12 protein-coding genes are annotated in these 16,193 nt (G+C 49.9%); 7 read left to right on the top strand and 5 right to left on the bottom strand.

Annotated features, from left to right (window positions below; genetic code table 11):
* Positions 1 to 989: 989 nt before the first annotated feature.
* Positions 990 to 1,178 carry a hypothetical protein gene (locus tag ABT58_RS24120; protein ID WP_146147278.1) on the bottom strand — a complete coding sequence of 63 codons (189 nt, stop codon included), beginning with the start codon at positions 1,176 to 1,178 and terminating at the stop codon, positions 990 to 992.
* A gap of 230 nt (positions 1,179 to 1,408) precedes the next feature.
* Here ABT58_RS24120 and ABT58_RS17690 point away from each other — a divergent pair, with 230 nt between their 5' ends.
* Positions 1,409 to 3,148, top strand: coding sequence for a response regulator (locus ABT58_RS17690; protein WP_053063133.1), 1,740 nt, complete (start codon positions 1,409 to 1,411; stop codon positions 3,146 to 3,148).
* Positions 3,149 to 3,197: 49 nt separating this feature from the next.
* Here ABT58_RS17690 and ABT58_RS17695 read toward each other — a convergent pair whose 3' ends face one another.
* Positions 3,198 to 4,154 (bottom strand): glutathione S-transferase family protein, encoded by a 957-nt coding sequence (locus tag ABT58_RS17695; RefSeq protein ID WP_047875777.1) that lies wholly within the window; start codon positions 4,152 to 4,154, stop codon positions 3,198 to 3,200.
* 146 nt (positions 4,155 to 4,300) lie between these two features.
* Positions 4,301 to 4,549 carry a GlsB/YeaQ/YmgE family stress response membrane protein gene (locus ABT58_RS17700; RefSeq protein WP_047875778.1) on the bottom strand — a complete coding sequence of 83 codons (249 nt, stop codon included), beginning with the start codon at positions 4,547 to 4,549 and terminating at the stop codon, positions 4,301 to 4,303.
* 184 nt (positions 4,550 to 4,733) lie between these two features.
* On the opposite strand from ABT58_RS17700, the gene xthA reads away from it, so the two are divergent.
* Together xthA and grxB are read left to right on the top strand one after the other, a co-directional pair.
* Positions 4,734 to 5,540, top strand: coding sequence for an exodeoxyribonuclease III (xthA, locus tag ABT58_RS17705; protein WP_047875779.1), 807 nt, complete (start codon positions 4,734 to 4,736; stop codon positions 5,538 to 5,540).
* Between the two features lie 56 nt (positions 5,541 to 5,596).
* Positions 5,597 to 6,247, top strand: a complete 651-nt coding sequence (gene grxB, locus ABT58_RS17710) for a glutaredoxin 2 (protein WP_047875780.1) — start codon at positions 5,597 to 5,599, stop codon at positions 6,245 to 6,247.
* Positions 6,248 to 6,346: 99 nt separating this feature from the next.
* On the opposite strand, the gene ABT58_RS17715 is transcribed toward grxB, so the two are convergent.
* Entirely contained in the window at positions 6,347 to 7,210 is an 864-nt protein-coding gene (locus ABT58_RS17715) for a transporter substrate-binding domain-containing protein (protein WP_053063134.1), read from the bottom strand.
* Between the two features lie 249 nt (positions 7,211 to 7,459).
* Between ABT58_RS17715 and ABT58_RS17720 the strand changes: the two genes are divergently transcribed.
* A complete protein-coding gene (locus ABT58_RS17720; RefSeq protein WP_082211149.1) occupies positions 7,460 to 9,241 on the top strand; it encodes an ABC transporter substrate-binding protein in 1,782 nt (593 codons plus the stop codon).
* A 69-nt stretch (positions 9,242 to 9,310) separates the two neighbouring features.
* On the opposite strand, the gene ABT58_RS17725 is transcribed toward ABT58_RS17720, so the two are convergent.
* Positions 9,311 to 9,619, bottom strand: a complete 309-nt coding sequence (locus tag ABT58_RS17725) for an ArsR/SmtB family transcription factor (protein ID WP_047875781.1) — start codon at positions 9,617 to 9,619, stop codon at positions 9,311 to 9,313.
* Positions 9,620 to 9,792: 173 nt separating this feature from the next.
* Here ABT58_RS17725 and ycaO point away from each other — a divergent pair, with 173 nt between their 5' ends.
* The 3 genes from ycaO (at position 9,793) to pflB (ending at position 16,081) form a co-directional block, all read left to right on the top strand.
* Positions 9,793 to 11,553, top strand: coding sequence for a 30S ribosomal protein S12 methylthiotransferase accessory factor YcaO (gene ycaO / locus ABT58_RS17730; protein ID WP_047875782.1), 1,761 nt, complete (start codon positions 9,793 to 9,795; stop codon positions 11,551 to 11,553).
* A gap of 540 nt (positions 11,554 to 12,093) precedes the next feature.
* Positions 12,094 to 13,608, top strand: coding sequence for a DUF3360 family protein (locus ABT58_RS17735; protein ID WP_047875783.1), 1,515 nt, complete (start codon positions 12,094 to 12,096; stop codon positions 13,606 to 13,608).
* A gap of 196 nt (positions 13,609 to 13,804) precedes the next feature.
* Complete coding sequence (gene pflB / locus ABT58_RS17740) at positions 13,805 to 16,081, top strand: formate C-acetyltransferase (RefSeq protein ID WP_047875784.1); 2,277 nt, start codon at positions 13,805 to 13,807, stop codon at positions 16,079 to 16,081.
* Positions 16,082 to 16,193 lie beyond the last annotated feature (112 nt).

A 16,193-nucleotide genomic window follows, 5' to 3' on the forward strand; every position in this document is an offset into this window, starting at 1 on the left:
AATCCTTCTCCCTCCACCATCCTTCAAGCCAGTTGCGAAAGCGACTGGCTTTTTTCATATCGGTACGCTGTAAATACGCTATGAATACATTGGAAATACGCCGTATAAACTGTTTTCACCTCTCTCCTACGATATTGCCCTAAACCGGTGAGAACGCTAAACCCATCACCATGAGACAATCTCACAGACTCCATGCTGCTGGCCTAATCAGTAAAGCCAATAAGGGATACCATCGTTGAACGTGAATTCCCGCGCATTCCCAGCCCCCTGATATTCAAGGCTTTGGTTGCCACTGACGCCCCCTGGTTCTCTCCCCAGAAAATAGCATTGCGCTAATGAATCGTTCACCTCATTCAGCCTTGCTTGTACCTTCTCTGCATGCCTTCCATTTTACCTATCGATATCACGACAAGTTACGTCTGACACCCGCCCTTAGTGACTCTTCACAAACAAGCATGAAGGGGAATAACGTATAACATTTTCCTGACATCCCCCCTTACTTTTGTCCTCAACCACTCGCCATTTGACCTCACAAAAAATGTCAGCGCCTGTCATTACCCATAAAAAAACATCAAAACATTGATTTAAATAATAAATATTTCGTTTGTCGTCAAACGCATGCTCACAGTTTTTATAACGTCGCTATAACTTCTCCCTCTGACTGTCAGCCTCTAAGATTTCCCTCAGCCAAGCACACGAAGGGGTGTCATAGTCCATTTGCGCGCTTGGCTGAAACTTGAGTGATGTACTCAGCAAATGTGTATTTCTTGCATCTTTTATTAAGACTGCTTTGGGGAATGGACGCCTCTTTTTTTTCGCTCTATATCGCCATGTCTACGTGATAGCCAATATGGTAACGACCGATAGACAGTGCGATAGCCAATGCACGATCAACCGTGTTACAGCAAAGGCGATAACAAAAGACACGATGGAGCAGTAAGCAGTATCACGCAGTACTTTCAAACGTTAGACCATCAATATCGGCACCATTACCCACAATGAGCAAAGAGAACCACACCTGTCACCACCCGGCACTGGTGAAAATTAAGCGCAATATCTTCCAACGCTTTATCTATAAGGCGATTTACTACTGCAACACCTGCGATACGTACATTCGGTTGAAATAAGTCATGAGCCAAGATAAACGACACGTTCGCCTTATCATTCGCAAGCAGCACGATGAACACCTCCGCGCCGTGAGACAAAAAATGCTCGCGGCAATGCGAGAAAACAAAACCACCGCCAAGCCTCTCACTTCACGCCATTCGTCACATCGTCCACTCTAAGCCCAAAAGCACGGATGCTGGCTTAAAAAGCCGCTTGTCTCTCGCATTATCCATCCAACCGTTACCTATTTTTCTGTACACCTTCTACACTAAAAACAGGACACACAGTAACGGACAAGGACATGTCTACTCTTTCGGCTCGCCTCGCGTCAGCACGCGTACTCATTGTTGATGATCAACCCAGTGCAGCACTCATGCTGAAAAGCGTGCTCCAAACACTGGGGGTAAAAGACGTGGATATTGCCCACGATCACCGACAAGCTATCACGGCCTGCCGAAAACATGCCTATCGGATACTGTTTGTGGATTATCACCTCGACGGTCCCATCACCGGCCCGGAGCTGATTCATCTTTTGAAAAAACGCCAACACATCACGCCTTTTTGCGGACTGGTGATGCTCTCTGGCGATCGCTGTACCGAAGTGATCCTGACCGGCCTGACCCTTGAGCCGGATGCCTTTCTGACAAAACCCCTGACCGCGCAGCGCGTACAAAAAACCTTGGCTGAAACGTTACAAGACATCACTCGCCGCCAGCCGATTTATGACGCTATCGCGCAGAAGACTCCCCAACAGGCGATTCGCTTATGCCAGCACACCCTATCGCATCACGGCTATCACCCGAAACTGGCGGAGTTACTGTGGTCATTGCTGATACAAACCCAACAATGGGCTGCGCTGGATGCCTCGTTGGCCCAATGGCAAACCCAGCCACCCAATGCACACTGGCAACGGTTTCACGCCCGCAGCGTCCACCAGCAAGGTGATGTCGCGCAAGCCATCCGTTTACTGGAAACCCAGCTAACACGCACACCGTTACACTTACCCCTGTATGATGAGCTGGCGGATTATCTGGCGGAAAACGGCCAATTGCACCAAGCGTTGGCCATTGCGAAACAGGTCTTTGCCTTTACCCCAAGCATTCATCATCGCGCACTCAAAGTAGCGCAATTAGCTGCTCGAACAGATAACACCGAGTTATTGATCAAAGCCGGGCGAACACTGGCCAGTCATTTACCGATCATCGATGTGGGCTGGGTAGTCAGTTTGGCAAAATACATGGCCATTTTTGAAGGAACCTACTTCGCGCAGTCGTCGGCCGCTTTTCAGCGTGAATTGAAGCAGGCATTAAAGGGGATTGATCACAAAGCGCAGCGTCGGTTACTGCCTGCACAGCGACCTTACTTAAGCTGCTACGGACATGTGGTAATGGCAAGACTGCAACTGGGCAATCAGCAGTCGCTCAAGGCCAAGCGACGCATATTGATGGGATTGTCCGGCTATTTTAATCAGCTTTCGCGTTTGCCTTCAGTGATCTTGGCGGATGCACTGCCGGTATTGATGCACCTTGGGGAGATCCAATTGATCACCGCCTGTAAACGGGTATTGGCCAACCGGGATCAATTTGATGAGCACAGTGCGCAACGCTTGCAGGCACTCAATGCCAATGCTGCACTCATTCAAGCACTCTCACCGCTGGAAAGTCAGCTGCATGATGCCGCAACACTGCTGACGATTGCACCGCATCAGGCAGTGAGCCACTATCGCAATATCTTAAAAGTGTATCCACTGTGCAGTGAAGCCAATTTGGGCTATCTGCAATGCCAGTTAACACTGGGGCAGACACCGGATGCTGACGCACTGCTGGCCATTCAAGGTATGCCACTGCCCGACTCACTGGCCGCTTGGCGTCAACGCTTACTGACACAATGGGCGGCCTACCGCACGACGGTCTCCGCCCCTTGGCACCGTCACACATTGGCTTACCGCTTTCCGTCGATACAAGATGCCTCAGACAGAGACTGTGGTGATCCGCGTATTACGGCTTTATTGCCCCGCACACCCAGTGCGACAACCGCATAACCAAAAAGCTTGCCTGCTCAACGACCAAGCACACTTTACTCACGGTGCATCAACCTCGCGAATGGGCTGAGGTGAAATCCAGATCGGGCCCAACCGGCACAATACGGGTCGGGTTAATCGTCGCGTGACTGAAGTAGTAGTGACGTTTGATATGGGCGATATCGACAGTGTCAGCAATGCCCGGCTGCTGATACAAGGCTTTGAGGTAATCCTGCAAATGCGGGTAATCGGCAATACGGCGCTTATTACACTTAAAGTGCCCCACATACACCGCATCAAAACGCACTAATGTAGTGAACAACCGCCAGTCCGCTTCGGTGATCTGGTCGCCAGTTAAGAAACGGTGTGTTGCCAAATGGGCGTTCACTCGATCCAGCGCGGCAAACAAGCTTTCATAGGCCTCTTCATAAGCCGCTTGCGTGGTGGCAAACCCACAGCGGTACACGCCATTGTTGATCGCCGGATAGATCAACGCATTCCATTGCTCAATGTCATCCTGCAAGGCCGCCGGATAATAGTCATCCGTATTGCCAGTGATCCCATTAAAGGCGGTATTAAACATCCCCATGATCTCAGACGACTCATTGCTGACGATCGTCTCTGTCTGCTTATCCCACAGCACAGGCACTGTGACACGACCGGTGTAATCCGGCTTGGCTTTCGTATACAACTGATGCAGAAAATCCAGCCCATACAGTGGTTCAGGCTGCTCAAAGGCCCAGCCTTTCTCCAGCATATCCGGGCTGACTACCGTGACATCAATGTGTGGCACCAAGCCTTTCAGTTGACGCATCACCAATGTTCGATGCGCCCACGGGCAAGCCAGTGACACATACAAGTGATATCGGCCAGATTCAGCCTGAAAACCTTGTTTCCCCTCAGGGCCCGGCTGGCCATCCGGTGTCAACCAGTGGCGAAAACCGGCATCTTCACGGATAAACTTGCCGTCATTGCTCTCGGTGTCATACCACACATCATGCCACACACCCTGTACTAACTTACCCATCGTTCATTCCTCATCGGTTCAATCGCATTCCAGTGTTAAAACGAGTATAGGAAGATTGTCCGTACATGTCGGCAGGGCAAATTGAACCGACTCATTCAAAATAATTGAACAAGATAAGAGCGACGATCAGGGCTCCGTACGCGACTTCATCGAATGAACTTGTTATAAATAAACAATAAGATGAACGCGCCTAAGGTCGCCGTCACCAAGCTGCCGATGTTCACCCCAGTCGCCGCACCCAAGCCAATGAACGAACCGACCCAACCGCCCACAAAGGCACCACCAATCCCCAGTGCCATGGTGGCAATCCAACCGCCCCCATCATCACCCGGCATTAACCACTTCGCTAACGCCCCTGCCAGTAGCCCTAAAATGATCCACGAAAAAATACCCATCGCTGACTCCTCAGTTGTGATCGAGATGAATCATGGTTCAGCATAGACGAGATCTTTTACACACGACGTTTCACTTCCTGCTCACAATGTGTGTTAGTATTTTTTCCATTCCTGTCACCTCATACCGCTATGAGGTTGCCTTCCGGACACTGGCTTAACGCCAACGCACAATTGGAATAATAAAATGAAAGTCATCTCCTTCAACATCAATGGATTACGCGCCCGTCTTCACCAACTTAAAGCGCTCATCGACAAACACCAGCCGGATGTGATCGGCCTACAAGAAATCAAAGTGCACGATGAAGCCTTTCCGCTAGAAGACGTTGAAGCCATGGGCTACAAAGTCTACTTCCACGGCCAAAAAGCCCACTACGGTGTCGCGATGCTGTGTAAGCAAGAACCACTGGAAGTGCGTAAAGGCTTCCCGACCGATGATGAAGACGCGCAACGCCGCATGATCATGGCCACTTTTGCGCAAGAAAACGGTAAAACGCTGACGGTGCTGAACGGTTACTTCCCGCAGGGTGATAATGTTAGCCATGAAACCAAGTTCCCGGCCAAAGAGAAGTTCTATGCCGATTTGATGACTTACTTAAACGGCCACCATACAGCTGATGATGAGCTGATCATCATGGGCGACATCAACATCAGCCCTATCGATTTAGATATCGGCATTGGCCCGGCTAACGCCAAACGCTGGCTGAAAACCGGTAAGTGTTCTTTCCAGCCGATTGAACGTGAATGGCTGGCCACCCTGCTGAACTGGGGCGTGGTCGATACCTTCCGCCAACTGCACCCAACCGTTGATGATCAGTTCTCGTGGTTCGATTACCGCTCGAAAGGCTTTGATGACAATCGTGGCCTGCGTATTGACGTGATCCTGGCAACGCCATCATTGGCCGCACGCTGTGTGGACGCGGGCATTGACTATGAACTGCGTGGTATTGAAAAACCGTCTGATCACGCGCCGATCTGGTCAACGTTCCAGTAAGCACGTCGCGCCGTTTCGCCAAGAATTCTCACACGTACCAGGGTTAAGGAGAGACAATGAAACTGTTCGTATTTGATCACTGCCCGTTTTGCATCAAAGCCATGATGGTGGCGGGTTACAAACAGCTGGATGTCACACTGGTGTATTTACAAAACCACGATGTGGATGCACGTATCGACAAAGTAGGTGCCAATTTAGTGCCTATTTTGCAAAAAGCTGACGGCAGCTACATGGCAGAAAGCTTGGACATTGCGGCGTATTTGGATGCGCTGGACGGCCATCCGCAACTTGCGCCCGCTCAACACAGCGAGCGTATTGATGCATGGATGGCACAGGCTCGCCCTGACAGTGGCAATTTGTTATTCCCGCGTTGGATGATGATCAGCCTGCCGGAGTTTGGCTCACAAGCGGCAAAAGACTGGTTCATCAAAAACAAAACCGCCATGATTGAACAACCGTTTGATCAGGCGTTTGCCCGCAGCGAGGAGTATCTGGCTGGGCTAAATACCCGTTACGAGGCGCTGGATTGGTTAACACTGCCTTCAGAGCGTGATAACCGCCTGAGCTACGATGACGTCAACCTGTTTCCAGCACTGCGTAATCACACCGTGATCAAAGGGATCCAATTCCCGCCTCGTGTGCGTCAATACATTGAGGAAGTGGCCGCCTTAACCGGCATTACGCTGTACGACGACGTCGCCGTTTAACATGATAACGCCCGCATTACACAATGCGGCATGCCATCCACACACTTCACAACGCCACCTCCCGTGGCGTTGTTTTTATTGCGTCTACGGACAGCCCTTTTAACGTCCATACACATCATAATTGAAATACGACGCAGCAATATTCTGATAGATGCCTTTGGCACGAATGGCAGTAATCGCCTCATTCAAGCGCTGTCGCAACCGGGTATCATCCGGCCGTACTGCAATCCCAAACCCGTTACCAAACCACTGTGGATCACTCAATGACGGTCCGACAAAACCAAACTGCTGCCCGCCCGGCACATTCAACATTACCGCTTCCAGCACAGGCGCTTCACCGAGCACGGCATCCACTCGTCCTTTGACCAAATCGGCATGCGCTCCTTCCATGGTTGCAGAACGAATGATCCGGTTTGTCAGCCCAAACTGTGCCGTTACGTAATCATCTTGCACGGTATCTTTGACCACGCCGAGCACCTTGCCTTGCAAGCCTTCAGGGGTGAAGGTTAAATCAGCATCGCGCCGCGCCACATACCGGCTGGGCAACTGGGCATATTTTTCGGTAAACGCCACCTGTTGCTGCCGCGCTTCAGTGATCGACATCGCTGCAATAATCGCGTCATAGTGGTGAGTTAACAAATCAGGGATCAGATCCGGCCACGCTTGCGCCACAATCTCACAGCGTACCGCCATCTCACGACACAGCGCATGAGCAATATCCACATCAAAGCCCATGACCCGACCATTTGGCTCTGTCCAGCTAAAGGGAGGGTACGCCCCTTCTACCGCAAAACGCACGGTCTCTTGTGGCGGAGGTGAAACACTGGCCTTCACCGTGATGGTGTGTCCAAGCAAGACAAGGATCACAAGACAGAGATCGCGAAGACGGCCACTCACCGCACGCCAGCTTGCTATCAACAACGGTTTTTGGACGGCCTGATGTACTGCACACTCACGCTTCATACGCCTCTTTCCCCCCCAATTCATAACCCCATTCACCGTTAAGCACAGCCATTCGGCACACTCACAAGGCACGCCAGCCATGCTCAGCCACGAGACACACGCCCCGTTACCGCCCATACAACAGAAAAATAATTCAAACAACACGCATAAAAAATCAAATGGAAGCATAATTTCAATTTGCTTCAAGCCTATACATACGATAGCTTATGCGGATAAAATGCGCCTAGCTCCATGATTAACGGATAAACCATGATTAGCTCTCTCTTGAAAAAAGTTACTGACGGCATACCTTGCAGCTTAGTCCTTGTTTCAATTTTCTTTTCTGTCTTCAGCCATGCCAGTAATGACGCGGCAGAAAAACCGGTTATTCTCACCATTGTGCCGGAGCATCAGGATCAGATCGTCGCGAACTTTAACCCGTTCTCCAAGCTCAGCATGCCAACCACGCATCAATTCATTTTTGAGCCACTGATCATTTTCAATACTCTGCAGAACAACAAGCCAGAATACCGTCTGGCGGTACACTATCGACTGGATAAAGATCTTAAAGGGATCAGCTTTACCCTGCGTAAAGGCGTGAAATGGTCTGACGGCACACCGTTTACGGCCGATGATGTGTTGTTCTCATTTTCTCTCACCAAACAACGTCCTGATCTCGATGCCAATGCGATCTACCAGTGGATCGACTACGTGGAAAAACGTGGCTCCCATGAAGTGTATATCAAGCTGAAAAAACCGAATGCACTGGTGGCCTACACCCTCGTGCTACAGCCGATTGTGCCTAAGCACCAATGGGACAACGTCAAAGACATTACCACCTACACCAATGCACATCCGATCGGTACCGGGCCGTTTACCGAAATCAGCCATATGGATGACGAGGAATATGTGCAATGTGCCAACCCGTATTACTGGCAGGCTGATCAGCGCCATATTGACTGCTTGCGCTACCCGAAAGTGAGCAACAATGAGGAATTCATTCGCCGTATCGCGAATGGAGAATTTGACTGGAGTGGCAGCTTTATCCCTGACATTGATCGCCGCTATGCGTCGTTTTCGCCAAACTTTAAATATTGGCTGCCGCCAGCCAGTAACATCAGCATTATGTTCAATTTCAAAACCGCCAATCCCGAAATTCGGGACGTGTTTTCTAATGTCCAGTTCCGCCGCGCCGTGTCGATGTCGATTCAGCGCCAGTTACTGATTGATATTGCTGCATTTGGTCAGGGGGAGCCGTCACGCTATGCCTCTGGGGTCAGTCCGCAATTTAAAAACTGGGTTGATCCGGTCAGCACAGAAAAATACCTGCCATTCATGACGTTCAATCCGCAGTTGGCCGCCAATCGCTTAGATAAATTGGGGATCGTGGATCACAATGGTGACGGGTGGCGGGAACTGCCTTCCGGCAAGCCGTTGACCCTGTCCCTGCTCACCCCGTACGGATGGTCAGATTTCAATACTACCGCTTTGCTCGTCAGTGAGATGCTGGGCCGCATCGGTATTCATGTGGTGCCGCAAGAGTGTGAGTACAGCCGGTTTGTGCAACGCCTGACGGAGGGGGATTATCAGATCGCGCTGACTAACTACCCGGAAGGGTCAACGCCGTTTAAGTATTTTGATACCGCCTTCAACAGTGACTATCAGGCGCCACAGTACCCCCGCTATGCGATGCACTTTTATCAGAATCCGGAAATTGACCATTTACTGTCCCAGTTCCCGCTGACGACCAATGCCTATCAGCGTTTGGCGATCATTCGCCAGCTTAACCGCATTACCGCCAGCCAGCAGATCACGGTGCCGTTGTACAACACGGTGCAGTTTTACCAGTACAACACATCACGCTTTGAAGGCTGGTTCAATGAAGAGAACCCTGTGGCGAGCCCGCTCGCCTGGCCGCAGGTGCCTGAGCGTTTACTGCATGTACTGGCATTGCGCCCCAAACAGCAGGCCACTGCGATGCCTGCAGGCCAAGCACCAACAACAGTGACGACTGAAACATCCGCACCCGCCACTCACACTTCCGTGCAGTAACCTGCACACTGTAAAAAGGGCAACCGTCTGGTTGCCCTTTTTCAATTCTCAGCCCTGTTTCGCCGCGAGTCAGTCTTGCTTTTCACACATGGACTCAGCACTGCAACATTCATCACGCAGGAAGCCAATTACCCCATCCAACATGTCATATTGCGGCACACAGTAGAGGGTACGCCCGTCACGCTCTTGCTTGAGCAATCCGGCCGACACCAAGCCCGCAATATGATGGGACAAGGTCGATCCCGGGATCCCCAATTCTTCTTGTAACTTCCCGACCGGTAAGCCCGCGTGGCCTGCTTTCACCAGATGCTTATACACACCAAGTCGTGTCGGGTGTCCTAATTCTTTCAACGCTTTCGCGACGGCATCCAGCTCCATATTTTCCTCTCACAAATCGCTGTCGATGGATAATTCGATAATAGCAGAATCAATCCATCCAGAGCCACTGCCCCGCCCGTCTTCCTGGCTGCATTGACGGCGATCACATTTAGGTTTCTGGCAAAGAATTGGGTATACTCCGTGCCACTCAACATCTTCCAACGAGAGCAATAATGCAAACATTTATTCCGGGTAAAGACGCCGCGCTTGAAGTGTCTATCGAGCGTTTTCAAACCAAACTCAAAGATCTGGGCTTTAACATTGAAGAAGCTTCTTGGCTAAACCCAGTCCCTAACGTCTGGTCAGTACACATTCGCGATGTGGACGCACCGATGAACTTCACCAACGGTAAAGGCGCGACCAAAAAAGCCGCTCTTGCGTCTGCACTGGGTGAATACTTTGAACGTCTGTCGACCAACTACTTCTACGCCGATTACTACCTGGGCGAAGACGTGGCAAACGGCGATTTCGTGCATTACCCGAATGAAAAATGGTTCCCGATTGATCTGGAAGATAACCTGCCACCAGAAGGTATTCTGGATGAGCGTCTAAGCCAGTTCTACGATCCAACGCTAGAGCTGCTAGGCACCGATCTGGTGGATCTGCAATCGAGCAACATGGAGCGCGGCGTGTGCTGCCTGCCGTTCGAGCGCCAGAGCGACAAAGAAACGGTTTACATTCCAATGAACATCATTGGCAACCTGTACGTGTCTAACGGCATGTCAGCGGGTAACACCAAGACCGAAGCGCGTACTCAGGGCTTGTCTGAAGTCTTTGAACGTAAAATCAAAAACCGCATTATTGCTGAGCGCATCAGCCTGCCGGAAATCCCTGCCGAAGTGATCAACCGCTTCCCGGGCATCAAGGCCTCTATCGATACGTTGGAAGCAGAAGGCTTCCCTATCCTGTGTTACGACGCGTCACTGGGTGGTAAATACCCAGTGATTTGTGTGGTACTGCTGAACCCAGAAAACAGCACCAGCTTTGCATCATTCGGTGCCCACCCGCGCTTTGAAGTGGCGTTTGAGCGTACCGTGACGGAATTGCTGCAAGGCCGTGGTCTGAAAGATCTGGACGTGTTCCCTGAGCCGTCTTTCGACAACGAAGAAGTGAGCGATCACCACAACCTGGAAACCCACTTCATCGATTCATCAGGTTTGGTGTCTTGGGATCTGTTCAAGAGCGAACCTGACTTTGACTTCGTTGACTGGAACTTCAGCGGCACATCAGAAGAAGAATTCAACCACCTGATGGCGCAACTGCATGCAGAAGGCACCGATGCCTACATCGCTGATTACGATCACCTGGGCGTGGATTGCTGCCGCATCATCGTACCGGGCTGGTCTGAAATCTACCCGGTTGAAGAGCTGATCGAAGCCAACAACAACGTGGCGATGGAATTGCGTGAAACCTTGCTTGCTATCCCAAGCGTCGAGTGGGATGCCGAGCAATACGCTGAAATGTATCAGATTCTGGAAGAAGAAGGCTTTGATGATTTCAACCGTCTGTATGAAATCATTGGTCTGGTGCCACAAGCGGGCGATGCATGGCAAACCTTGCGTATCGGTGAGCTAAAAGCCCTATTGGCACTGGCCGGTGGCGATCTGGAATTGGCACTAGAGCACGCGAGCTGGTGTGTGGACTACAACGTGTCAACTTACTCTGCAGAGCGTGCGCGTTTCTTCCGTTGTCTGGTGACCAGCCTGAAACTGGCGCTGGACGAAGAGCGCGATCCGGCACAGTACAAAGCGGTATTTGAGCGCATGTTTGGCGCTGAAACGGTCGCAGCGGCGTGGGGCTCAATTGAAGGTTCTGTTCGTTTCTATGGTTTGACAGCGGGCGATCTGAGCATGGCATCGTTCCCGGCACACCAGAAACTGATGGCGTCTTACCACAAACTGCAGGCGGCAAAACGCGCACACGCGGCCAAATAACCCCTGCGCCCCTGTTTTCATCCTAGGATGAAGCACGATAACATCAATAAGACCGTGCCAGTCACACACTGACACGGTCTCTGTTGTTGTTTGGTTACATTTTTTTGCGTGGTCAAAACTCAAAAATAGTTGAATAGCGTGTTGAATTTTTCAACAAACAGTTATTCACAAAATCACCAATAACCCCGCCTGTCCCCCTCGTATCCCCACTCTACAAAAAACCACTCAAAACATAAGGTTAAATAAAAACACCCCGTGAAAATAATGCCTTAAATGATATTTTTCTCTATTAAAATCAGTTCATACCTGATCACATTTGTTCTTTACACTCAATTTTTTTTGGTTATCTTCTTAGAATATTTTAGTGACAGTGATCGAGATCAATTCCATTCTTGTAGACAAAAGGTAAACTGCGGCGAAATTTGGTGAAAATTAATTACAGGCTCGTAGCGCAGCACCTGAAATGAGCACTTTCAGGCTATGACGTCGTAATTTCATCAAAACAATAAGAATTATTTTTTAACGTAGAACGAGGCACTTATGTCATCACAAGAAAGAAGTTATCAGGAGCTTCACCGCCCTGCATCTGACTTCGCTAGTCGTTCAGACTATCTTGATCATGAGTTGCAAATCATGAAACCACGTCGTTGGAAGCTAAACCTTCCTGGCCGTGATTTCCGATTTGAACTAGAAGATCTTGTCCCTGCTCTGGCAGGTACTATCGGTATTATCGCAATGTACTCTGCGGTAATGATGTCATGGGCTGATGGCCTGACCCAAGCATGGGATCACATCAACCTGGGCAAAGAATTTGCAATCGAAGTTGCGCGTGTAGAGATGCTTATCCCGGCGCTGCTTTTCTGTATTTTGGCATCGGGTTTCATTAACCCTCGAGCCAACCTAGCGGGTAACCACGGTCCGATGATTCCATTGATCGGTACCATTGCCCTGGCTGGTGCACACCCACTCGCTCTTGCGCTACTTCTTGGTGTGTTCGGCTTGCTATTGAGCTACTTCAAAGGCGGCTCCAAACTGGTGAACCTCACCAGTGAAGGTGTAGCCGGTGGCTTGTTAATTTTCCTAGGCTTTACTGGCGCAATGAGCCAGATCAGCGACATTCAGGCGTGGGCAATCAGCCTAGAAAGCGCCGATGTGGCGAAAGGTAGCCTGGGTTATGTCGGTCTGGTTGTACTGGCGGTGAATATCGTACTGTACGCCCTGCTTGCTCGCGTAGGTAAGCGCTGGCTAGCCATCCCTGCGTGTGCGGTAACCGGTCTATTGACCGCGTTGGCACTGGGCGCAGGTTTCGACCTAACATTCACCACAGAAACAGGTCTACCAAACCTGAACCCTGTTTACTGGTGGGGCAGCACTGAGCACGGTTGGATGCTTGGCTTGCCAAACCTACAGCACTTTATTGCATCACTGCCGTTTGCAATTTTGGCTGTTGCAATGTGGTCGCCTGACTTCCTGGGTCACCGTATTTTCCAGGAACTGAACTATCCAAAACGCACTGACAACGTGCTGATGGATGTGGATGACACAATGACCATGTGTTCTATCCGCCAGATGGTGGGTACAGCGTGTGGTGGTGGTAACATCACGTCGTCTTGGGGTACTTACATGATCCCTGCGGCGATCGCGAAGCGCCCAATTCCAGGTGGTGCAATCCTACTGGGTTCATTGGTTATCTTTATCGCAATCCTTGGTTTCCCAATGGACGTTGCGGTATGGCCACCAGTAATGCGTATTGCCCTGCTGGTAGGTGTATTCCTGCCGCTACTTGAAGCGGGTGTGCAGATGGTGAAAGACACCAAAGATTCACAATCTGCAGGTATTTGTATCTTTGCATCAATGGTTGTAAACCCAGTATTGGCATGGGCACTGGCTATGCTACTGGACAACAACGGCCTGATTGGTGACAAAGAGCGTGCACAAAAACTGTCGTTCGTTGACCGTATTGTGATCCCAGGTTCTGTACTGGTGATCTGTTTGGTTGCGATGCTGGCAGTAGGTATGCTAGAAGAGCAATTCGGCATCCCAGCACTACTATAATTTGGTAAGGGCAGTGTACGCACTGCCCTTTCCTGCAAACAAAGCAGCACTAAAACGAATAATCTCATGTTCCAGTTGCTGACAGGACATTTGGTTATCCGTATTATTGTTACTTGAAGTGTACTGTCGCCCTCGGGCGGACTGGCTCAACAGTCAACGCAGTACGTGTTTTTTCTACTAAAAAGGTAGGTATGTCATGGCAGAGCAATTTGCTAAAGCGTGGGAAGGATTCGCAGCTGGCGAATGGCAGAACGAAGTAAACGTTCGCGACTTCATTCAGAAAAACTACACCCCTTACGAGGGTGATGGCACTTTCCTAGAAACTGAAGCGACTCCAGCAACAGCTGCGCTTTGGGACAAAGTGATGGAAGGCATCAAACAGGAAAACGCAACTCACGCTCCTGTTGATTTCGACACTGACGTTGTATCTACAATCACTGCTCATGATGCTGGTTACATCAACAAAGATCTTGAAACTATCGTAGGTCTTCAAACTGACGCTCCTCTTAAGCGCGCTTTGATCCCTAACGGTGGTATCCGTATGATCGAGGGTTCTTGCAAAGTTTACGGCCGTGAACTAGACCCAACAATCAAAAAAGTTTACTCAGAACTACGTAAGACGCACAACCAAGGCGTATTCGATATCTACACTCCAGATATCCTAGCATGTCGTAAGTCTGGCGTTCTGACTGGTCTTCCAGATGCATACGGCCGTGGTCGTATCATCGGTGACTACCGTCGTGTCGCTCTATACGGTATCGACTTCCTAATGAAGGACAAGCTTGCTCAGTTCACGTCTCTACAAGAGCGTTTTGAGAAAGGCGAAGACCTTCAGATGACTATGCAGCTTCGCGAAGAGATCTGCGAACAGCACCGTGCTCTAGGCCAAATCAAGCAAATGGCTGCGAAATACGGTTTCGACATCTCTAACCCTGCGACTAACGCACAAGAAGCAATCCAGTGGACTTACTTCGGCTACCTAGCGGCTGTTAAGTCTCAGAACGGTGCTGCAATGTCTCTAGGCCGTACTTCTACGTTCCTAGACGTGTTCATCGAGCGTGATATTGCAAACGGCGTTATCACTGAAGCTCAAGCACAGGAAATGATCGACCACTTCGTAATGAAACTACGTATGGTTCGTTTCCTACGTACACCTGAGTACGATGAGCTGTTCTCTGGTGACCCAATCTGGGCAACAGAATCAATGGGTGGTATGGGTCTTGACGGTCGTACACTAGTAACACGTACTAACTTCCGTTTCCTAAACAGCCTATACACTATGGGTCCTTCTCCAGAGCCAAACATCACTGTTCTTTGGTCTGAGCAGCTACCTGTAGGCTTCAAGAAGTTCTGTGCGAAGGTATCTATCGATACTTCTTCAATCCAGTACGAAAACGACGACCTAATGCGTCCAGACATGGACTCTGACGACTACGCAATCGCTTGTTGTGTATCTCCAATGGTTGTTGGTAAGCAAATGCAGTTCTTCGGTGCGCGTGCTAACCTTGCTAAGACTATGCTTTACGCAATCAACGGCGGTGTTGATGAGAAGCTGAAGATGCAGGTTGGTCCTAAGACTGAAGCTGTAACTAGCGAATACCTTGACTACGCTGACGTGATGGATCGCCTAGATCACTTCATGGACTGGCTAGCAACTCAGTACGTGACTGCGCTAAACGCAATCCACTACTCTCACGACAAGTACAGCTACGAAGCATCGCTAATGGCTCTACACGATCGTGACGTTAAGCGTACAATGGCTTGTGGTATCGCAGGTCTGTCTGTTGCAGCTGACTCACTGTCTGCAATCAAGTTCGCTAAAGTTAAACCAGTTCGTGACGAAGACGGCATCGCGATCGATTTCGAAATCGAAGGCGACTACCCTAAATTTGGTAACAACGATGCTCGCGTAGATGACATCGCTTGTGACCTAGTTGAGCGCTTCATGAACAAGATCCGTACTCACAAGATGTACCGTGATGCGATCCCAACTCAGTCTATCCTAACTATCACTTCAAACGTGGTATACGGTAAGAAGACAGGTAACACGCCAGACGGTCGTCGTGCAGGTGCGCCATTTGCACCAGGTGCAAACCCAATGCACGGTCGTGATGAGAAAGGTGCGGTAGCATCTCTAACATCTGTAGGTAAACTACCATTTGCTCACGCTAAAGATGGTATTTCTTACACCTTCTCTATCGTACCAAACGCACTAGGTAAAGATCTTGATACTCAAGAAACTAACCTTGCAGGCCTAATGGATGGTTACTTCCACCACGAAGCAGGTATCGAAGGCGGTCAGCACCTGAACGTAAACGTTCTAAACCGTGAAACGCTAGAAGATGCAGTTAAGCACCCAGAGAAATACCCACAGCTAACTATCCGTGTATCGGGCTACGCTGTGCGTTTCAACTCTCTAACTGCTGAACAGCAGAAAGACGTAATCGCACGTACTTTCACAGAATCTCTATAATCTGAGTTCTGCGCTTTGGGCGGCAATTTGTCGCCCAATCATAAAAAACCGGCATTTCGCCGGTTTTTTTATAACTAAAGCATGGTGTTAATGAATCTGATATTGAGTCATT

This window comes from Photobacterium aphoticum, from assembly GCF_001029435.1.
Classification (GTDB): domain Bacteria; phylum Pseudomonadota; class Gammaproteobacteria; order Enterobacterales; family Vibrionaceae; genus Photobacterium; species Photobacterium aphoticum.